Annotated in this window: 20 protein-coding genes; 8 read left to right on the top strand and 12 right to left on the bottom strand. The window is 64.1% G+C overall.

Annotation, left to right across the window (positions count from 1 at the left end; all coding sequences use genetic code 11):
• Positions 1 to 37 precede the first annotated feature (37 nt).
• The 4 genes from AWB78_RS14415 to AWB78_RS14400 all read right to left on the bottom strand — a co-directional run bounded on the left by AWB78_RS14415 (position 38) and on the right by AWB78_RS14400 (position 2892).
• The gene (locus AWB78_RS14415) at positions 38 to 481 is read right to left on the bottom strand and encodes an ExbD/TolR family protein (RefSeq protein WP_062605277.1); all 444 of its coding nucleotides are present in this window, start codon (positions 479 to 481) and stop codon (positions 38 to 40) included.
• Positions 482 to 493: 12 nt separating this feature from the next.
• Positions 494 to 1159 carry a MotA/TolQ/ExbB proton channel family protein gene (locus AWB78_RS14410; protein ID WP_062605276.1) on the bottom strand — a complete coding sequence of 222 codons (666 nt, stop codon included), beginning with the start codon at positions 1157 to 1159 and terminating at the stop codon, positions 494 to 496.
• A 14-nt stretch (positions 1160 to 1173) separates the two neighbouring features.
• A complete protein-coding gene (dapB, locus tag AWB78_RS14405; RefSeq protein ID WP_062605275.1) occupies positions 1174 to 1971 on the bottom strand; it encodes a 4-hydroxy-tetrahydrodipicolinate reductase in 798 nt (265 codons plus the stop codon).
• Positions 1972 to 2091: 120 nt separating this feature from the next.
• Positions 2092 to 2892, bottom strand: coding sequence for an outer membrane protein assembly factor BamE (locus AWB78_RS14400; protein ID WP_062605274.1), 801 nt, complete (start codon positions 2890 to 2892; stop codon positions 2092 to 2094).
• Positions 2893 to 3067: 175 nt separating this feature from the next.
• Here AWB78_RS14400 and fur point away from each other — a divergent pair, with 175 nt between their 5' ends.
• Positions 3068 to 3496 (top strand): ferric iron uptake transcriptional regulator, encoded by a 429-nt coding sequence (fur, locus tag AWB78_RS14395; protein WP_062605273.1) that lies wholly within the window; start codon positions 3068 to 3070, stop codon positions 3494 to 3496.
• Positions 3497 to 3642: 146 nt separating this feature from the next.
• On the opposite strand, the gene AWB78_RS14390 is transcribed toward fur, so the two are convergent.
• From AWB78_RS14390 to AWB78_RS14380, 3 genes are read right to left on the bottom strand one after another with little or no spacing between them, the layout of a single operon-like run.
• Complete coding sequence (locus AWB78_RS14390; RefSeq protein WP_062605272.1) at positions 3643 to 4152, bottom strand: ureidoglycolate lyase; 510 nt, start codon at positions 4150 to 4152, stop codon at positions 3643 to 3645.
• A gap of 8 nt (positions 4153 to 4160) precedes the next feature.
• Positions 4161 to 5171, bottom strand: a complete 1011-nt coding sequence (gene alc / locus AWB78_RS14385) for an allantoicase (protein ID WP_062605271.1) — start codon at positions 5169 to 5171, stop codon at positions 4161 to 4163.
• A gap of 48 nt (positions 5172 to 5219) precedes the next feature.
• Positions 5220 to 6545, bottom strand: a complete 1326-nt coding sequence (locus tag AWB78_RS14380; RefSeq protein WP_062605270.1) for a C4-dicarboxylate transporter DctA — start codon at positions 6543 to 6545, stop codon at positions 5220 to 5222.
• A gap of 228 nt (positions 6546 to 6773) precedes the next feature.
• On the opposite strand from AWB78_RS14380, the gene AWB78_RS14375 reads away from it, so the two are divergent.
• Positions 6774 to 7466 carry a FadR/GntR family transcriptional regulator gene (locus AWB78_RS14375; protein ID WP_062605269.1) on the top strand — a complete coding sequence of 231 codons (693 nt, stop codon included), beginning with the start codon at positions 6774 to 6776 and terminating at the stop codon, positions 7464 to 7466.
• Between the two features lie 110 nt (positions 7467 to 7576).
• Positions 7577 to 7966, top strand: a complete 390-nt coding sequence (locus AWB78_RS14370) for a hypothetical protein (protein WP_062605268.1) — start codon at positions 7577 to 7579, stop codon at positions 7964 to 7966.
• A 69-nt stretch (positions 7967 to 8035) separates the two neighbouring features.
• Here the strand turns inward: AWB78_RS14370 and gap are convergent, their stop codons facing one another.
• Positions 8036 to 9046 carry a type I glyceraldehyde-3-phosphate dehydrogenase gene (gene gap / locus AWB78_RS14365; protein WP_062605267.1) on the bottom strand — a complete coding sequence of 337 codons (1011 nt, stop codon included), beginning with the start codon at positions 9044 to 9046 and terminating at the stop codon, positions 8036 to 8038.
• Between the two features lie 49 nt (positions 9047 to 9095).
• Complete coding sequence (tkt, locus tag AWB78_RS14360) at positions 9096 to 11147, bottom strand: transketolase (protein WP_062605266.1); 2052 nt, start codon at positions 11145 to 11147, stop codon at positions 9096 to 9098.
• A gap of 467 nt (positions 11148 to 11614) precedes the next feature.
• Here tkt and AWB78_RS14355 point away from each other — a divergent pair, with 467 nt between their 5' ends.
• Both AWB78_RS14355 and AWB78_RS14350 read left to right on the top strand, forming a co-directional pair.
• Positions 11615 to 12028 carry a VOC family protein gene (locus tag AWB78_RS14355; protein ID WP_062605265.1) on the top strand — a complete coding sequence of 138 codons (414 nt, stop codon included), beginning with the start codon at positions 11615 to 11617 and terminating at the stop codon, positions 12026 to 12028.
• Between the two features lie 87 nt (positions 12029 to 12115).
• Positions 12116 to 12853, top strand: coding sequence for a 16S rRNA (uracil(1498)-N(3))-methyltransferase (locus AWB78_RS14350; protein ID WP_062605264.1), 738 nt, complete (start codon positions 12116 to 12118; stop codon positions 12851 to 12853).
• Positions 12854 to 12958: 105 nt separating this feature from the next.
• On the opposite strand, the gene AWB78_RS14345 is transcribed toward AWB78_RS14350, so the two are convergent.
• The 3 genes from AWB78_RS14345 to AWB78_RS14335 form a co-directional block, all read right to left on the bottom strand.
• A complete protein-coding gene (locus tag AWB78_RS14345) occupies positions 12959 to 13522 on the bottom strand; it encodes a barstar family protein (RefSeq protein ID WP_062605263.1) in 564 nt (187 codons plus the stop codon).
• Between the two features lie 16 nt (positions 13523 to 13538).
• Entirely contained in the window at positions 13539 to 14021 is a 483-nt protein-coding gene (locus tag AWB78_RS14340) for a guanyl-specific ribonuclease (protein WP_062605464.1), read from the bottom strand.
• Between the two features lie 419 nt (positions 14022 to 14440).
• The gene (locus tag AWB78_RS14335) at positions 14441 to 16738 is read right to left on the bottom strand and encodes an NADP-dependent malic enzyme (protein ID WP_062605262.1); all 2298 of its coding nucleotides are present in this window, start codon (positions 16736 to 16738) and stop codon (positions 14441 to 14443) included.
• Positions 16739 to 16992: 254 nt separating this feature from the next.
• Here AWB78_RS14335 and thiL point away from each other — a divergent pair, with 254 nt between their 5' ends.
• From thiL to AWB78_RS14320, 3 genes are read left to right on the top strand one after another with little or no spacing between them, the layout of a single operon-like run.
• Entirely contained in the window at positions 16993 to 17991 is a 999-nt protein-coding gene (thiL, locus tag AWB78_RS14330; protein WP_062605261.1) for a thiamine-phosphate kinase, read from the top strand.
• Positions 17981 to 18514: a phosphatidylglycerophosphatase A family protein gene (locus AWB78_RS14325; RefSeq protein ID WP_198399270.1), complete on the top strand. Its 534-nt coding sequence runs from the start codon at positions 17981 to 17983 to the stop codon at positions 18512 to 18514. The genes thiL and AWB78_RS14325 overlap by 11 nt, the downstream gene beginning before the upstream one ends.
• 31 nt (positions 18515 to 18545) lie before the next feature.
• Positions 18546 to 19046, top strand: a complete 501-nt coding sequence (locus tag AWB78_RS14320) for a CinA family protein (protein WP_062605260.1) — start codon at positions 18546 to 18548, stop codon at positions 19044 to 19046.
• Positions 19047 to 19049 lie beyond the last annotated feature (3 nt).

The raw sequence follows: 19049 nt of genomic DNA, 5'->3' as shown, positions 1-19049 counted from the left end.
GCCATTCGGCATAGGCCGAATCTGAGCGCAACGGGCGTCAGCGTGCCGGCTGCGCGCCTGCTGCCGGCTGCGTGACGAAGCCGATGCGCTCGAGCCCCGCCTGCTGGGCCACGGCCATCACCTGCGCGATGACGTCGTAGCGCGTGGCGCCCGACGCGCGCAGATGCAGCTCGGGCTTGCTGTTCGGATCGGCGACCTTGCCCGCGTCTGCGAAGCGCGCGCGCATCTGCTCGAAACTGACGGGCCTGTCGTTCCAGAAAAGCTTGCCGGCGTCGTCGATGGAAAGCGTGATGGTTTGCGGCGTCTCGCGCGCGGGCTGCGACGAGACCTTCGGCAAGTCCAGCCGGATCGCGTGGGTGAACAGCGGCGCCGTGATGATGAAGATGACGAGCAGCACGAGCATGACGTCGATCAGCGGCGTCATGTTGATGTCGGCCATGGGCGAGCCGTTGGGCTTCTTTTCGAGTCCGCCGAAGGCCATCGCCGCGCGCTCCTATTCGGCCGGGCCGCAGACGAACGTGTGCAGATCGTGCGCGAAGCCGTCGAGCTCCTCGGAAATCTGCCGCACGTAGCGGCCGAGAATGTTGTACGCGAGCACAGCCGGAATCGCGACGACGAGCCCGAACGCCGTCATGATGAGCGCCTCGCCGACGGGCCCGGCGACGTTTTCGATCATCGCCTGTCCGCTGGTCGCGATACTCGAAAGCGCGTGATAGATGCCCCACACGGTGCCGAGCAGCCCGACGAAAGGCGCCGTGCTGCCCACCGATGCGAGCAGAACCTGTCCGAATTCGAGTCGTCGTTGCGATCGGAGCAATGCCTGGCGCAGCGCGCGCAGGACACGCTCGCGATGTTCGACGCGCGCGAGCATCGCGCCGGGCATGTCGGCTTCGGACGCGCGCCACGCGGCTTCGGCGAGCGGCAGGAAAACGCGCTCGCGATCTTCGCGCTGCAAGGCGCCGATGCCGTCTTTCAAACTCGCCGCCTGCCAGAAACGCTGCAACGCCCGCGGCCCTTGCCACTTGGCGCGCGCGAGAATCCACGCCTTCACGAGCAGAAAGCACCAGCTCGCGAGCGACATCGCCAGCAGCAGGCCCGCGACCGCGTGCGTGACGGCGTCGCCGGATTGCAGGTAGTGGATGACGCCTGTTTCTGCCATCGTCGAAGAAACGATCAGCGCAGGCCGAGCACGTCCTGCATGTCGAAGAAGCCTTTGTCGTGCCCTTGCAGGAAGCGCGCGGCGCGCAGCGCGCCTTGTGCGTAGGACAGACGGCTCGCCGACTTGTGCGTGATCTCGACGCGCTCGCCGATGCCCGCGAACAGCACCGTGTGATCGCCGACGATATCGCCGCCGCGAATGGCGGAAAAGCCGATGGTCGACGGATCGCGCTCGCCCGTCACGCCTTCGCGCGCATACACGGCGCAATCCTTCAGATCGCGGCCGAGCGCCTTGGCGACCACTTCGCCCATCGCGAGCGCGGTGCCCGACGGCGCGTCGACCTTGTGCCGATGATGCGCCTCGATGACCTCGATGTCGTAACCCGTGGCGAAATGCTTCGCCGCGAATTCGAGCAGCTTCAACGTGACATTCACGCCGACGCTCATGTTCGGCGCGAACACGACGCCGATCTTCTCGCCGGCCTTGCGCAACTGCGCCTTCTGCTCGTCGGAGAAACCGGTCGTGCCGATGATCATCTTCACGTCGTGGCGCAGCGCCGCGTCGAGATGCATCATCGTGCCTTCGGGGCGCGTGAAGTCGATCAGATAGTCGGCGTCGGCGAACACGCGCTCGATGTCGTCGGTCAGGAGGACGCCCGTCGTCTTGCCGAGGAACGCGCCCGCGTCCTGCCCGAGTTGCGGCACGCCGGGCCGGTCGAGCGCGCCGACGAGCTGTGCGTCCGGATCGTTGAGAACGGTTTCGATCAGCATCCGGCCCATGCGGCCCGATGCCCCGGCGATGGCGATCTTCATGGCAGTCTCGTGTTGAACCGCGCGCCGAACGCGCGATGGAATGATACGGATGGCTGTGCGGCCGAAGCGGCGCCCGGTCGGGAAACCCGGCGCGGCTTCGGCCGCAAACGGCTGAACGGCTTACTGACTCTGCTGCGGCAGATAGAACTGCGCCTGACCGCCCGCGTTGGCCGGCGCCGGCGACGTGCCCGCCGGACCCACCGCGCTGCTGTCCGGAATGTTGATCGTCTGCGGCCGGCGCTTCAATTGAATCTGCGAATTGCCGCCGCTCTGCGCGCTCGACCCGGGCGCGCCGCCCGCGCTCTGCGGCACGTTCACGCGCACCGACGACTGACTGCGGCCCGTGGGCATCTCGACCTGCGCGGTTGCGCGGTTGGCGGCCTGCGCGGCTTCCTGATTGGCGTCGCCCGCGAATGCGGCTGCCGTGTTCGGCTGCGTCGACGGCTCGCCGACCGGCGCAGTCACCGCCGCCGTCGACGCCACCGGCGCCGATGCCGCCGCAGTCGCGACGGGCTTCGCGACCTTGACGCCCTTGTCGCCGTCGATTTCCGCGAGCAGTTCCAGGTTCGACGGCAGGTTCTCGCCGCCCGACCAGCTCACGACGCGATCGCTCGCGAAGTTCACGACGAAGTCACGCTGCTGCACGACGGAGGTCGATCCGCGCTTGAAATAGAACACGTAGTCCCAGCGTTCGGCGTGGAACATGTCGGTCAGAAGCGGCGTGCCCAGGAGTTGTTTCACCTGATCGCGCGACATGCCGACCTGCATCTGATTCGCCGCTTCCTGAGAAACGAAGTTGCCTTGCACGACCGTGATTCGATACGGTGTGATGCTTTGCGCGATCTTCTGCGTGACGCTGTCGTACGCCGTGCAGCCGGCGAGCAATGCGGCCAAGGTTGCTGCGATGACGGTTCCCCGCATACGACGGCTCTCCCTGCAATTCGATAAAGATTTTGAAAACATTTCACCTTTCACGCGAGGCGCTCCAAGGCCGCGCTTTGTTCGCCCGACTCGCCTCGAAACCGCCCGGGATGTCGGGAATCGTAAAAACGCATTACTATGAGAACCTTGAATTGTACTCTAGGGATGCCTAGCCATGACCAATCCCGCCGATCTCAAGAATATCGGGCTCAAGGCGACCCTGCCCCGCCTCAAGATTCTCGAAATTTTCCAGCACAGCACGGTGCGCCATCTGACCGCCGAAGACGTGTATCGAAGCCTGCTCAACGAAGAGCTGGATATCGGCCTCGCGACGGTGTATCGGGTGCTCACGCAGTTCGAGCAGGCCGGCCTGCTCACGCGTAGCAATTTCGAATCGGGCAAGGCCGTGTTCGAGCTCAACGAAGGGTCGCACCACGATCATCTCGTGTGTATCGACTGCGGCCGCGTCGAGGAGTTCTTCGACGCGGAGATCGAACGCCGCCAGCAGTCCATCGCGAAGGAACGCGGCTTCAAGCTCCACGAGCATGCGCTCGCGCTGTACGGCACGTGCACGAAGGAAAACTGTCCGCATCGCAAGCACTGAGCCGCGCGTGACCTCGCGCCGGCTTTGAGGCGCGCCGATGAAAAAAACCGCCGTCCATCGGCTTCGATGGACGGCGGTTTCGTTTCGCCTGCACATTTCGGGATTCGCTTCTGCGACCGGAACGCGGTCGCATGCCGATTCGCTTTTTACGCAGCGCGGGCGGACGGCCCGATCAGCGTATATCGTTCGGGCAGATCGATCTCGTCGCAATTCGGCAGATCGCCGCCGCGATCCACGACGATGAAATCGCCCGCCTTGTCGAGCACGATGAGCGGGTGATGCCACACGCCACGCGCATAGTTCACGCCCTGCCAGCCGCGTGCGAAAAACGCCCGCAGGCCGGCAGGATCGAACTCGCCCGCCGGCGCGACGACCACCAGATAGCGCACATCGCCGAGCGGCACGAACGCCTGAGACCCGAGCGGATGCCGCTCCATCATCGAGATCACGACCGGCTGCGGGCGCGGCTGGCCGCGAAACACGTTGATGAGCGGCCGCCCGCCGCTCTCGAAGCCGACCTCCACCGTCGCGAGATCGTGAAAGCGCTCAGTCGTGCCCGCGTTGATCGGGAAGTGGCGCGCGCCTTCGAGTTCGATGACATCGCCGAACGGGGCGAAGGCTTCGCGCGTCAGCGGTTCGAGTGTGAGCGTTTTCATTCGCGAGTTCATTCGATTTCCCCGAAGATGCGCAGCCGCGACACGCCGCCATCCGGATAGATGTTGAAGCGCACGTGCGTCACCGGCCCGAGCGCCGCGATCTCCTTCTCGAAGCGATGCACGTTGTCCATCGAGAGCTTCTGCTCGTCGAGCAGTACGGGCCAGAACATCGCCTGCGTGACGAGGGATTCATCCGTGCCGCCCTCCACGCGCGCCGCCTGCAGCGAGCAGCGGTCCGGATAGTTGCCCTTGAAGTGCGCAGTATCGACTTCGATCGCGCGGATCACGCCGGGATTCGCCAGCGCGACGATCGCCCAGTCGTTACCCGGCTCGCGACGCCGGCGCGTTTCCCAGCCGTCGCCCATGTTCACGCCGCGCCCGGGCATCAGCATTTGCGATGCCGGCCCGAAGTGCTGATTGTTCGCCGCGACGAGATACGCGCCGTTTTCGATCGCCGCGAGATCCAGCAGCGTGCCGCGCTCGACGCGCGAGAAATCCGTCTTCGGCTGGCCATAGACCCGCAGCCGCGCGATGCCGCCATCGGGATAAATGTTCACGCGCAGATGCGTGTAGGCGCGCGTGTCGGCGATCTCGAGATAGTGGTGATGATTCCCCTGGAGCGTCGTCGACGGCACGATCTCGCGCCAGTCGCCGTCTTGCTGCGGATTGGCGCTCTCGCTGTAGCACGCTTCGATCGACGCCGCCGGCGGAAAATTGCCGGTGAAGTGACTCGTGTCGATGTCGATGCCGTGAATCACGCCCGCGCGCGCCAGCTTGACGATGCAATAGTCATAGCCCGTCGTGCGCTTGCGGCGCGTCTCCCAGCCGTCCATCCACTTGCCGTGCTCGTCGTATTTGCCGGGGATGAACACCGCCGGCTGCGGCTCCAGCATGCGCTCCTTCGGCGCGAAGAATTCGTCGGTGGCGAAGAGCGCCTGCGCGCCGAGCCGCGGGTCCGCGAGGTTCATGTAGCGGCGGGCGAAAGCGGGAGCGTCTGCGTCGAGAATCGGGTTGGCCATTTCAGTTTCCTTCGGTTGAACGTGGTTCGATGCGTGGTTTGCTATGAATCAGAGTGCGTGCGCGCCTTCATGACCGTGCGAGTGCGACGGTTCCGGCGCGGCAGGCACGAAGCGGTATTCGGCGTCCTGGTCGAGCACGCGCTTGGCGCGCGCCCGGTCGATATCGTTCTCCCACACGGCCACGACCACCGTCGCCACGCAGTTGCCGATCAGATTCGTAACAGCGCGCGCGATGCCGACGAACCAGTCCACCGGCAGGATCAGCACGAGGCCGAGCACGGGAATCGCGGGAATGGCCGAGAGCGTCGCGGCGAGAATCACGATGGCCGAACCCGGGATGCCGTGCGCGCCCTTCGACGTCACCAGCGAAACGAGCACGACGACGATCAGGTCATGCATCGACAGCGGCGTGTTGGTCGCCTGCGCGATGAAGATCACCGCCAGCGTCAGATAGATCGAGAAGCCGTCGAGGTTGAACGAGTAGCCGGTCGGAATCACGAGACCGACGGTCGAATCCTTCACGCCCATCCATTCGAGCTTGCGCATGATCTGCGGCAGCACGGCGTCCGAAGAAGCGGTGCCGAGCACGATCGACAGTTCCTCGCGCAGATAGCGCACGAGCTTGAAGATCGAGAAGCCCGCGAGGCGCATCACGACCGCCAGCACGACGAATACGAACAGGAAGCAGCTCGCGTAGAACACCATCACGAGCAGACCCAGTTGCTTGAGCGACGCGACGCCGTACTGGCCGGTCGTGAACGCGATGGCGCCGAGCACGCCGAGCGGCGCGAGCTTGATGATGAACGCCATGATGCGGAAGAACACGTTCGACAGCTCTTCGATGAAGACCGTCACGCGCTGCGCCTTTTCACCGAGCATCGAGAGCGCCGCGCCGAACAGGATGGCGAACACGAGCACCTGCAGGATGTCGCCCTTCGCAAAGGCGTCGATCGCGGTGTCGGGGATGATCTTCAGCAGGAAGCCCGCGGTGTCCTTCAGGCTCTTCGCGTGCTCCGTGTAGGTGGAGAGCGAAGCGGCATTGAGCGTGTGCAGATCGATGTTCATGCCGACGCCCGGACGCGTGACCCACGCGAGAATCGCGCCGATCACGAGTGCGAGCGTCGTCATGATCTCGAAGTAGATGACAGCCTTCAGCCCGACGCGCCCCACTTTCTTCAGATCGCCCGCGCTCGCCATGCCGCTCACGACGACGCAGAACACGATCGGTCCTATCACCATCTTGATGAGCTTCAGGAAACCGTCGCCCAATGGCCGCAATGACTGGCCGAAATGCGGAAATAGCGCGCCCACCACAACACCGATGACCAGCGCAATCATCACCCTGCCGAACAGCGAATTCAGAAATCTCGACACGACCGTCTCCTCGTGTAATGTCTCAGGACCCGAGCAACTGTTCCGACTGGTCGGACCAGTGCTGTGATGGGGAATATTAGAAAGTCGATATACGCTCGTCAAGGAAGTGTTCGTACCGGTTTACCCTGTTCAGACCAGGCACGAAAATCGATGGAGAATGGTCGTTCACACGCGCGCGCGGCACGCGCATACAATGGCGGTCAGACCGGCCAATACTGTTTTCTTCCTATGAAAAACGTCCCGCACACCGTGACCGATGCCGCGATCGCGACGATTCGCGAGCGCATCGAATCGAGCATGTATCCGGTGGGGAGTCTGCTGCCGGCGCAGCGGCAACTATCGGAGGAACTGGCGATCAGCCGGGCGTCGCTGCGCGAGGCGTTGTCGACGCTCGAGGCGCTCGGCATGCTGCATATCCGGCCGGGCAAAGGCGTGTATGTCAGCAGCGCGCAGGCGAGCAACGCGCATCCGTGGCGTTTCGCGGATCAGGCTTCGTTGCCGGACACGTATCAGATGCGCTTCGCGCTGGAGGGCTTCGTCGCGCGGCTCGCGGCGCATTCGATCGGCGATGCGGATATCGACTGGCTCGACGACAACCTCGATTCATTGCACGGCGCGCTGATGGAATCCGCGCTCGAAGAAGCCGCGCAGCTCGACTTCGCGTTCCACATGCGCATCGTGAGTCTCGCGGGGAATGCCGCGATCGAATCGATCCTGCGCGGCAGCGCCGACATCATGAAGGAAAGTCAGCGCCTGCCGTTTTATCGGCGGGAGCTGGTGTTGTCGACGTATCACGAACACGCGGTGATCATCGAAGCGTTGAAAGCGCGCGACGGGGAAAAAGCCGGCAAGGCGATCGAAGGCCACATCGTCAACGCGGCACAGCGCGCGGGCGTGCATTTTCCGATTCCGCACAAGTAAAACCGGCACTTCCCGACGCATTCGCGGTCTCAGCAAGGGCCGTGAGTGCAGAAAATTTCTATCCGCTTGCGCTGCCCTGCATTTATCGAACATCAAGAGGAGCAGCGCCGATGGACATGCAACAACTCGTTTCGGAATTTCTCTCTTCGGAGCACGGCGCGCAAGCGACGCAAGCGCTGACCAACCAGGGCTTCAGTCCCGAAGACAGCCAGCAGATGCTCGGCACCGCCGCGCAAACCGCGCACGCGCACGCTGAAGAGCAAAACCAGGGCTTGCTCGGGGACCATCCCGGCAAGAGCTTCTTCGCCGCGTTCGCAGCAGGGCTCGTGCGAGGCGACGGTTTCCTGAAATCGATGGAGGAAGGCGGCGAAGGCATACTCACCGGGCGCGTCGCCGAATCGCTTGCGGTGCGCATGGGACTGGACCCGGCGACGGCATCGACAGTCGCGGCAGCCGCCACGCCTTACGTCGTGTCGTTCCTGCGCGAGAAGCTCGCGTAAGACAGCCGAGCACCAAAAAACAAAGCCGCTCCGAAGAGCGGCTTTGTTCATTTCGAGAGGCGTTGACGCTTACTTCGCGTTGGCGAGCGCCACTGCCGTATCCAGCATGCGGTTCGAGAAACCCCACTCGTTGTCGTACCAGCTCGACACCTTCACGAGACGGCCCGACACCTTGGTCAGCGTCGAGTCGAACGTCGACGAAGCCGGATTGTGGTTGTAGTCGATCGAGACCAGCGGCGCATCGTTGTAGCCGAGCACGCCCTTCAGCTCGCCTTCCGACGCTTCCTTCATGATCTTGTTGATTTCCTCGACCGTCGTGTCGCGCGCGGCGATGAACGACAGATCGACCACCGACACGTTGATCGTCGGGACGCGGATCGCGTACCCATCCAGCTTGCCGTTCAGTTCCGGCAGCACGAGGCCGACGGCCGATGCAGCGCCGGTCTTCGTCGGGATCTGGCTATGCGTGGCCGAGCGCGCGCGGCGCAGATCTTCGTGATAAACGTCCGTCAGAACCTGGTCGTTCGTGTACGCGTGGATCGTGGTCATCAGACCGTTCACCAGACCGATCTTGTCGTTCAGCGGCTTGACGAGCGGCGCGAGGCAGTTCGTCGTGCACGATGCGTTCGAGATGACCGTGTCCGAAGCCTTCAGCACGTTGTGGTTCACGCCGTACACGACGGTCGCGTCCACGTCCTTGCCGCCCGGCGCCGAGATGATGACCTTCTTCGCACCGCCCTTGATGTGCGCGCTCGCCTTCTCCTTCGTCGTGAAGAAGCCCGTGCACTCCATCACCACGTCGACCTTCAGCTCGCCCCACGGCAGTTCGGCCGGGTTGCGGTTCGCCAGCACGCGGATCTTGTCGCCGTTGACGACAAGGTAATCGCCGTCCACCGACACTTGCCCCGGGAACTTGCCATGCGCCGTGTCGTATTGCGTCAGGTGCGCGTTGGTCTTGGCATCGCCCAAGTCGTTGATGGCGACGATCTCGATGTCGTGCTTCTTGCCGTTCTCGTACAAGGCGCGCAGCGTGTTGCGGCCGATCCGGCCGTAGCCGTTGATTGCAACGCGAATCGTCATGGTCTATCTCCTGTGGCTAAAAAAAACCTTGCTTCGCTGACGTCAGTGCTTACGCGGCCAGAACGGACTTCGCCGTCTTGACGACGTTCTCCACCGTGAAGCCGAAATGCTTGAACAGCGCGCCCGCCGGGGCCGACTCGCCGAACGTGTCGATCCCGACCACGCCGCCTTCGAGGCCGACGTACTTGCGCCAGAAATCCGTCACGCCCGCCTCGATCGCCACGCGCGCGACGCCCTTCGGCAGCACGCGCTCGCGGTACTCGGCGTCCTGCTTGTCGAAGACGTTCGTGCAGGGCATCGACACGACGCGTGCGCCGATGCCTTCCTTCGCGAGCGCCTCGACCGCTTCCATCGCGAGCTGTACTTCCGAGCCGGTCGCGATGAGGATGATCTTGCGCGCGGGAATGTCGTCGTTCCAGTCGCGCAGCACGTAGCCGCCCTTCGCGATGTTGGCGATCTGGATGTCGTTGCGCGCCGAGAATTGCAGGTTCTGACGGCTGAAGATCAGCGTCGACGGGCCGTTGTGCGCGATGGAATGCGTCCACGCGACCGCCGTTTCGACGGTGTCCGCCGGGCGCCACGTCTGCAGATTCGGGATCAGTCGCAGGCTCGACACGTGCTCGATCGACTGGTGCGTCGGGCCGTCTTCGCCCAGGCCGATGGAATCGTGCGTGAACACGAAGATCGAGCGCGACTTCATCAGCGCGGCGACGCGGATTGCGTTGCGGCTGTAGTCCGAGAACGTCAGGAACGTGCCGCCGAACGGACGATAGCCGCCATGCAGCGCGATACCGTTGATGGCCGCGGACATGCCGAACTCGCGCACGCCGTAGTTGATGTGATTGCCCCACTGGATGCCCGCGTGATCCGGGTTCGCGTTCTCCGCGTCGCCGGCGGCGCGAACCGGTTTCGATGCCTTCCAGTTGGTGAGGTTCGAGCCCGTCAGATCAGCGGAACCGCCGAGCAGTTCCGGCAACGCGGCCGCGAGACCTTCGATGGTGTTCTGCGATGCCTTGCGCGTCGCGACGGTTTCGGCCTTTTGATTCGCGTCCTCGATGATCTTTGCTACCGCTTCCGTCCAGTTCGCGGGCAGTTCGCCGTTCATGCGGCGCGTGAATTCGGCGGCTTCCGTAGCGTACTTCGCCTTGTATGCGTCGAACGCCTTGTTCCATTCGCCTTCCACGTGCGTGCCTTGCTCCTTCGCACTCCACGCTGCATAGACTTCCTGCGGAATCTCGAACGGACCGTAGTTCCAGCCGATGGCCGCGCGCGTCGCCGCGATTTCCTTGTCGCCGAGCGGCGCGCCGTGCGCGTCGTGGCCACCCGCCTTGGTCGGCGCGCCCTTGCCGATGACCGTGCGGCAGCAGATCAGCGTCGGCTTGTTCGACTTCTTCGCTGCGGCGATGGCTGCATCGACCGCATCGACGTTGTGACCGTCCACGCCGCGGATGACGTTCCAGCCGTACGCTTCGAAGCGCTTCGGCGTGTCGTCGTGGAACCAGTGCTCGACGTGGCCGTCGATCGAAATGCCGTTGTCGTCCCACAGCGCGATCAGCTTGTTCAGCTTGAGCGTGCCCGCGAGCGAGCAGACTTCGTGCGAGATGCCTTCCATCAGGCAGCCATCGCCGAGGAACGCGTACGTGTAGTGATCGACGATCTTGGCGTCCGCCTTGTTGAATTCGGCGGCGAGCAGCGCTTCGGCGAGCGCCATGCCGACCGCATTGCCGATGCCTTGGCCGAGCGGGCCGGTGGTCGTCTCGACGCCCGCCGTGATGCCGTATTCCGGATGGCCCGGAGTCTTCGAATGCAACTGGCGGAAATTCTTGAGCTCGCTCATGGCCAAGTCGTAGCCGGTGAGGTGCAGGAGCGAGTACAGCAACATCGAGCCGTGACCGTTCGACAAAACGAAACGGTCGCGATCGAACCAGTGCGGATTCACCGGATTGTGCTTCAGATGGCGCGACCACAGCGCGACGCCGATTTCCGCCATGCCCATCGGCATGCCCGGATGACCGGAGTTGGCTTGTTGAACGGCGTCCATGGCAAGCGCGCGGATTGCGTTGGCCATGAGGGCGGTCTGGCTGGAGGTCGGGATCGTCATTGTCGAGTCTGGGGCAGGTCCTGAAATGATCCGCGATGCTTCTCATGCAGTACTTCTCACTCGAGCCGGACCCGCGGGACACAACGTTTTCAGGACCGGAACGACGAGAAACGACGAGGATCGGGAGGCCGTCATTCTAACAGACCGGTCCGATTGACACGTACCTGTAAGGCGCGCGTCCGGTGCGGCAGACAGTCCGGCGCGCGGGCATGTTCCGTGCAAAAGACGGGCGGCGATTCGCGGGAACATCGCGGCGCCGCGTGCGTCGCAAGCGTTACAGCAGTGTCACGACATCGTGACAACGCGTGACGTTACACGGGAATGCGCGCCGTCGACGGACGTTCATACGGCGAAATCCGACCGGCGCGCCGACTGATTTGCAAATTCCTTGCCGGTCCATTGATCGTACGGCTTCATGGCAAAATGTTCTTCAATCCGCAGCAGCAAGGTTTCAAGGAGTGCTTTCGATGACCGACCCTCGCCCCGCCAATGTGCCCTGGCTGACTCCGTATCTCACGGTGCGCGACGCGCGCGTGAGCATCGCGTTCTATGAAAAGGCGCTTGGCTTCGTGGTGCGCGACAGCGTGAACGACGACGGCACGATCATCCATGTCGAGATGACGTATCACGGGCAGTTGATCGTGATGTTCGCACCCGAAGGCGCGTACGGCTCACAGGCGCGCACGCCGAAGAGCGCCGGTCTGATGGCGCCGCAGTCGTTCTATTTGTATGTCGATGACGTCGATACGATCTTCCGGCAGGCGCTCGCCGTCGGTGCGAAGCCGCTCATCGAGCCGCAGGACCAGTTCTGGGGCGACCGTTTCGCACAGATCGAAGACCCGGACGGCTATCGCTGGGCGATCGCGCGGCATCTGAGCTGAAGCGCCGCACCGCCCGCGCCGCCGTTACGTTACGTTACGTTACGCATCACCACTATCCGCGGGCAGGACGTCCGCGATCGATCACTCATGCCACGTTTCTATGTCGACGGTCCGCTTTTCGTGGGCCAAACCCTCCCCCTCCCCGACGACGTCGTGCGCCACGTGCACGTCCTGCGCCTGCAAACCGGCGATTCGATCACGCTCTTCGATGGCCGCGGCGGTGAATATCGCGGCGAGCTCGTCGATATCGCGAAGCGCGCGGCGACGGCGCGCATCGACGAACACAGCGATCGCGAAGCGGAGCCGCCTTATCGCGTGACGCTCGCGCAAGGCGTCGCGGGCGGCGACAAAATGGACTGGCTGATCGAAAAGGCGGTGGAACTCGGTGTCGCGGGCATCGCGCCGATTACCGCCGAGCGCGGCGTCGTGCGTCTCGCCGGCGAGCGCGCACTGCGGCGTCAGGCGCATTGGCAGGCGCTCACGCGCGCCGCCTGCGAGCAGTGCGGACGCAATCGCGTGCCCGATGTCGCGCCGCCGCGCGATCTCCACGCCTGGCTCGCCGACCTCCCCGCCGCCACCGATGGCGAATTGCGCCTTCTGCTCTCGCCGCGCGCCGACGTGAGCTTCGCGTCGCTGCCCGCCGATGCGCCGCGCGGACCGGTCACGCTGCTGATCGGACCCGAGGCGGGCTTCTCGCCCGCCGAGGAAAACGCCATCATCGACGCGGGATTCGCCGCGCTCGGGGTCGGCCCGCGCGTGTTGCGCACGGAAACGGCGGGCATCGCGGTGCTCGCGGCGCTGGCCGCGCGCTGGGGCGGATGGTGATTCCCCGGACGCACCAACGAAAACAGCCCGATGGCCGCGCCTTTCGGCTACGCCCATCGGGCTGTTGCATGTTCTGACCGGCGCGCTCGCGCCGGCCGCGCTGATTCAGACGAACGAATAGAACACGCGGAACGCCACTTTCCGTTCGGCCCAGAATTCAGCCGCATCACGGAAAACGTCGAGCAGCACTTCGCGGCCTTCCTTGTCGAACTTCTGCGCGATCGGCAGTTGCTCGAGCACGATCACGAAACCCGGCTGCGAGCCGGCCTTGTGAACGAGATCGGTGAGCGAATCGTACAGCGCGTCGTAGTTCTTGCCGAAATGCTTGGGAAAAAGGAACGAGAGGGCGATCGTCTCGAGCACTTCCTGCTTGCTCTGCGCCTGTCCGAGATAGGCGTAGAGAAAATGCTGGCCGAGACGATTGGCCTCGTCCGCGAGATCCTGCACGCGGAACGCGCGGATCGACTGCACGATATTCGGCCGGACGGTGGCGAACAGCGCTTCGTCACCCTCTTGCGGATGGAACTCTTCAGGCCTGGTCTCGTCGTCGGGTCTGTTGTCGTGTTCTGTCATGCGTAGCCGCAATACTCGCTGGAACAGGTTGCCATCGCCGGTGGCGAAAAGATCACTCGCGACGCTGTGGTCGTGCGCGTAGATGTTGTCGCTCATGCCGTTAATCCCGTAGTTAATCCGCAATACGCTTGAAAGTGGTGTAGTGGTCGTCTGTGTAGTAGCAATCGCCGGTCTGCCTCTTCGGGCCGCCGCATACGATCCGGCGCGCGCCGCGGTTCCTCGCGCGAGGCGTGGGAACAGTGTATTCGTGGTAATAGCCGCGTGGATGCCGCGGAAGCAAACGCTCGCGATTGCCGAACACGACGCCGTCCTTCTCGAAAGGGAAAGGGCCGCCCGCCTCGATCAGCCGCAATGTCGCGACCGCCTGCCTGGGCAACTGGCCAATGTGGACGGTGGCCAGCCCGTCACGCTCCTGCGCGCTTGTCGCGTCCGGCTGCCGTGCCTGCGCCTCCCGAACCGCTTCCGCCGGCGAGACCGGTGCGGGACTCGCCGCAGCAACCGGTTCCTGCACGCCGCCACGAGGTTCATCCTTGCCGCACGCGCCCAGAAGTACGCCCAAGGCGACGAAAAAGGAAAGAACCCTCGCGCGCATCACCAAACGGTTAACCTCGCGGACACCAAAATCCGACCACCGTGAAAGATGTAAGGGTATCGCTAATGACAGGGCGAAGCAACGTTACGCGAAAATTCGGAAATTTTTTCTCAGTTTGATCGAACCGTGCAATTTCTGGCGGGCGTCCATCGTTAAATTTAGCCTAAATCTGAGAGATTTTTATCTCGAACAGGATAATACTTTGCCCGTGGAATCCCGAAGCCGCTGGACAGGCCGCCTCACCTGTCGCCAGCTTCACGGCAACGCGCTCTGCCGCCGATTCCGCGTTTGTAGGCAAAGGCGACCCTCTCTCGTTGCCTTTTTTCTCGGGCGTGCCGCTGAACCGCGGCACGCCATTTTTTTGCCTCGAATAAAAAACGCGGCGGAGAGCCGCCGCGTTTCCTGACGCCGGGAAGCTGCTGTCAGCGCGCCGCCGACGCATCCGCCACCAGCAAAGCCGTCATATTCACGATGCGCCGCACCGTCGCCGATGCGGTCAGCACGTGCACCGGCTGTGCCGCGCCGAGCAGGATCGGCCCGATCGCGATGTTGTTGCCCGCCGCCGTCTTCAGCAGGTTATACGAGATGTTCGCCGCGTCGATGTTCGGCAGGATCAGCAGGTTCGCGTCGCCCTCGAGCGTCGATTCGGGCAGCACGCCCTTGCGCAGACGCGCATCCAGCGCGACATCGCCGTGCATTTCGCCATCGACATCCAGATCCGGCGCGCGCTCTTTCAGGATCGCGAGCACATCGCGCATCTTCTGGGCGCTCGGCGCATTGCTCGTGCCGAAGTTCGAATGCGACAGGAGCGCGATCTTCGGCATGATGCCGAAGCGCTTCACCTCTTCCGCCGCCATGATCGTGATTTCGGCGAGCTGCTCGGGCGTCGGATCCACGTTGACGTGCGTATCGACCAGGAAAATCTGGCGGCCCGGCAGCACGAGCGCGTTCATCGCCGCGTACACCTTCGCGCCTTCCTTCTTGCCGATGACCTGATCGATGAAGTGCAGATGGCGATGCGTCGTGCTCACCGTGCCGCAGATCATGCCGTCGGCTTCGCCCTTCTTGACGAGCATCGAGCCGATCAGCGTCGTGCGGCGGCGCATTTCGAGCTTGGCCATCTGCTCGCTGATGCCCTTTCTCGCCATCATCTTGTAATAGGTCTGCCAGAAGTCGCGATAGCGTTCGTCGTGATCCGTGTCGACGACCGTGAAATCGGTGCCCGGATTGAGGCGCAGGCCGAACTTCTGGATGCGCTGCTCGATGACCGCCGGCCGGCCGATGAGAATCGGCTTCGCGATCTTCTCGTCGACGGCGATCTGCACCGCGCGCAGCACGCGCTCTTCCTCGCCCTCCGCGAACACGATGCGCTTCTTCTCCGGCTCCACGTTGCGCGCGAGCTGGAACACGGGCTTCATCGTCGTGCCGCTGTGATAGACGAATTGCTGCAAGTGCTGCTCGTACGCTTCCATGTCTTCGATCGGACGCGTGGCGACGCCGCACTCCATCGCCGCTTTCGCGACAGCCGGCGCGATCTTCACGATCAGGCGCGGATCGAAGGGCTTCGGAATCAGATATTCCGGACCGAAGGACAAGTCCTGAATGCCGTAAGCCGTCGCGACGATATCGCTCTGCTCCTGACGCGCCAGTTCGGCGATCGCGTTCACCGCCGCGATTTCCATTTCCTTCGTGATGACGGTCGCGCCGACATCGAGCGCGCCGCGGAAGATGAACGGAAAGCAGAGAACGTTGTTGACCTGGTTCGGGTAATCCGTGCGGCCGGTGGCGAGCACCGCGTCCGGACGCACTTCGAGCGCCAGTTCCGGCAGGATTTCCGGCGTCGGATTCGCGAGCGCGAGAATCAGCGGCTTCGCGGCCATCTGCTTGACCATGTCCTGCTTGAGCACGCCGCCCGCCGACAGGCCGAGGAACACGTCCGCGCCTTCGATCACTTCGGCGAGCGTGCGCGCGCTGGTTTCGCGGGCGAACAGTTCCTTGTCCGGATCCATCAGTTCCGTGCGGCCCTTGTACACCACGCCGGCCAGATCCGTCACATAGATGTTCTCGCGCTTCATGCCGAGATCGACCAGCAGATTCAGGCAGGCGAGCGCCGCCGCGCCCGCGCCCGACGCGACGAGCTTCACTTCGCCGATGTTCTTGCCGACGACCTTCAGACCATTGGTGACCGCCGCCGCGACGACGATGGCCGTGCCGTGCTGGTCATCGTGGAAGACCGGAATCTTCATGCGCTTGCGGCACTCGCGCTCGACGATGAAGCAGTCCGGCGCCTTGATGTCTTCCAGATTGATGCCGCCGAAAGTCGGCTCGAGTGCCGCGATCACATCGACGAGCTTGTGCGGATCGGTTTCGTTCAGCTCGATATCGAACACGTCGATGCCGGCGAACTTCTTGAACAGCACGGCCTTGCCTTCCATGACCGGCTTCGATGCGAGCGGCCCGATGTTGCCGAGGCCCAGCACGGCCGTGCCATTCGACACGACGCCCACCAGATTGCTGCGCGCGGTGAAGCGCGCGGCGTTCAGCGGGTCTTCAACGATCGCTTCACACGCGAACGCGACGCCCGGCGAGTACGCGAGCGCGAGGTCGCGCTGGTTGATCATCTGCTTCGTCGGCGCGATCTGGATCTTGCCGGGAACGGGGAATTCGTGATAGTCGAGCGCGGCTTCGCGCAGCTTGGCATTGGCGTCGGAGGTCGTCATAAGGCGGGCTAGCAGTGCGGGATTTAGAATGGATATTCGAACGCATTGTAGCGCCAATCAGTGTCAGTTTCGGACCGGTCTCCATGCATTTCGGCTACAGGTGCCGTGACTGGAAAACGTCTGATCGCCCGGCGGGGCAAGGCTCGCGGCGCGTCGTTCGTTATTTTTCGATACAGGATGCGGATGCTTTCGCGGCCCTTGCCGCGTGCAATACCGTTATCTTGCAGCGCACAAAACCACCACCATTGCCGACGATGCTCTCCGAGTTCTCCCTGATCGACCGCTTCTTCGCACGCCGCGCGACGGCGCCATCGCCACGTCACGACGACGAAGCCGCGACGCCGCTCGGCATCGGCGACGACTGCGCGCTCATCGCGCCGCCGCCGAAGCATCAGCTCGCCATTTCGACGGACATGCTGGTCGAAGGCCGGCACTTCTTTGCCGATGTCGATCCGCACGCGCTCGGGCACAAGGCGCTCGCGGTGAATCTGTCGGATCTCGCGGCGATGGGCGCGAAGCCGCACGCGTTCACGCTCGCGCTGGCGTTGCCGCGCGCCGACGAAGCGTGGCTCGAAGCCTTCAGCGACGGTCTTTTCGCGCTCGCCGAACGTCACGACTGCGCGCTCGTCGGCGGCGATACGACGAGCGGGCCGCTCAACATCTGCATTACGGTGTTCGGCGACGTGCCGCATGGTGCGGCATTGCGCCGCGACGCCGCGAAGCCCGGCGACGACATCTGGGTATCCGGCACCCTGGGCGATGCCCGCGCGGGTCTCGGCGCGCTGCGCGGCGAATGGCGCGCGCCGGACGATGCCGTCGCGGTCGCCTGGCGGCGCGCACTGGAGCGCCCCGAACCGCGCGTCGCGCTCGGTCTCGCGTTGCGCGGCGTCGCCCACGCGGCGCTCGATATCTCCGATGGCCTCGCGGGCGATCTCATGCACATCCTGAAGCGCTCGGGCGTGCGCGCCGTCGTCGATGCCGATGCCGTGCCGTGCTCGGACGCCGTGCGCGCGCTGCCCGGCGCCGCGCGCCGCCAGTGCACGCTCGCCGGCGGCGACGATTACGAACTCTGCTTCACCGCGCCTCAGTCGGCGCGCGCCGCGCTCGCGGATATCGCGACGAGCGTGAATGTGCCGCTGACACGCATCGGTACAATCGAATCATCCGGCGCGCCCGCGATCGCCTGGCGCGATGCCGCGGGCGCCCCGCTCTCCCTGACGTTGCAAGGCTTCGATCATTTTCATGCAGACTGACCCGACTCTCGCGGGCGATGCCAACGCGCCGCGCGCCAAGCCACGCAAGGCGAGCGCGCGCTTCATGCTCACGCATCCGCTCCATATTCTCTCGCTCGGCTGCGGCAGCGGGCTGTCGCCCATCGCGCCCGGCACGGTCGGCACCCTGTTCGCGTGGGTGTCGTTCGTCGTGTTCAACCAGCATCTGACGGTCGCGGAATGGGGCGCGCTGATCGTCGCCGGTTTCATCGCCGGATGCTGGTTCACCGGTTTCACCGCGAAGAAGATGGGCGTCGCGGACCCGTCGCCGGTGGTGTGGGATGAAATCGTCGCGTTCTGGCTCGTGCTGCTGCTCGTCACGCCCGCCACGTTCACGGGCCAGTTGTGGGCGTTCATCGTGTTCCGCTTCTTCGACATGGTGAAGCCGCCGCCGATCCGCTATTTCGATCGCCATTTGAAAGGCGGCTTCGGCATCATGTTCGACGATCTTGTCGCGGCATTCTTCACACTGTTCGTGATCGCGCTCTGGCGCATGACCATCTGAATTTCATCTCCATTCTTTCGAGAACACCGCCATGGCAACCGACAGCGTCGTTCACCAACTCGCAATTCGCGTCAGCAACAAGCTGCGCGACGAACGGCTGATGCTCGCGACCGCCGAATCGTGCACGGGCGGCATGGTCGCGACCGCGATCACGGATATTTCGGGCAGCAGCGCGTGGTTCGAACGCGGCTTCGTTACCTATTCGAATCTCGCGAAGACCGAGATGATCGGCGTGCCCGCCACGTTGATCGAACAGCACGGCGCGGTGAGCGAACCCGTCGCGAAGGCGATGGCCGAAGGCGCGCTGCGCAACAGCCGCGCGCAGGTCTCGATCGCGATCACGGGCGTCGCGGGACCGGCGGGCGGCAGCGAGGCGAAGCCGGTCGGCACGGTGTCGTTCGCGTGGAGCAACCGGCTGCATACCGGCGTCGAGACGCAGCATTTCAAAGGCGACCGCGAGCAGGTCCGCACGCAGGCGGCCGCGCACGCGCTGCGCAAGCTGCTGGAGTTTCTGGAACAGCGCGAGCGGTGAGCC

This window comes from Caballeronia calidae, from assembly GCF_900044055.2.
GTDB classification, from domain to species: Bacteria; Pseudomonadota; Gammaproteobacteria; order Burkholderiales; family Burkholderiaceae; genus Caballeronia; species Caballeronia calidae.
This window is presented reverse-complemented; position numbering and strand designations above follow the sequence as displayed.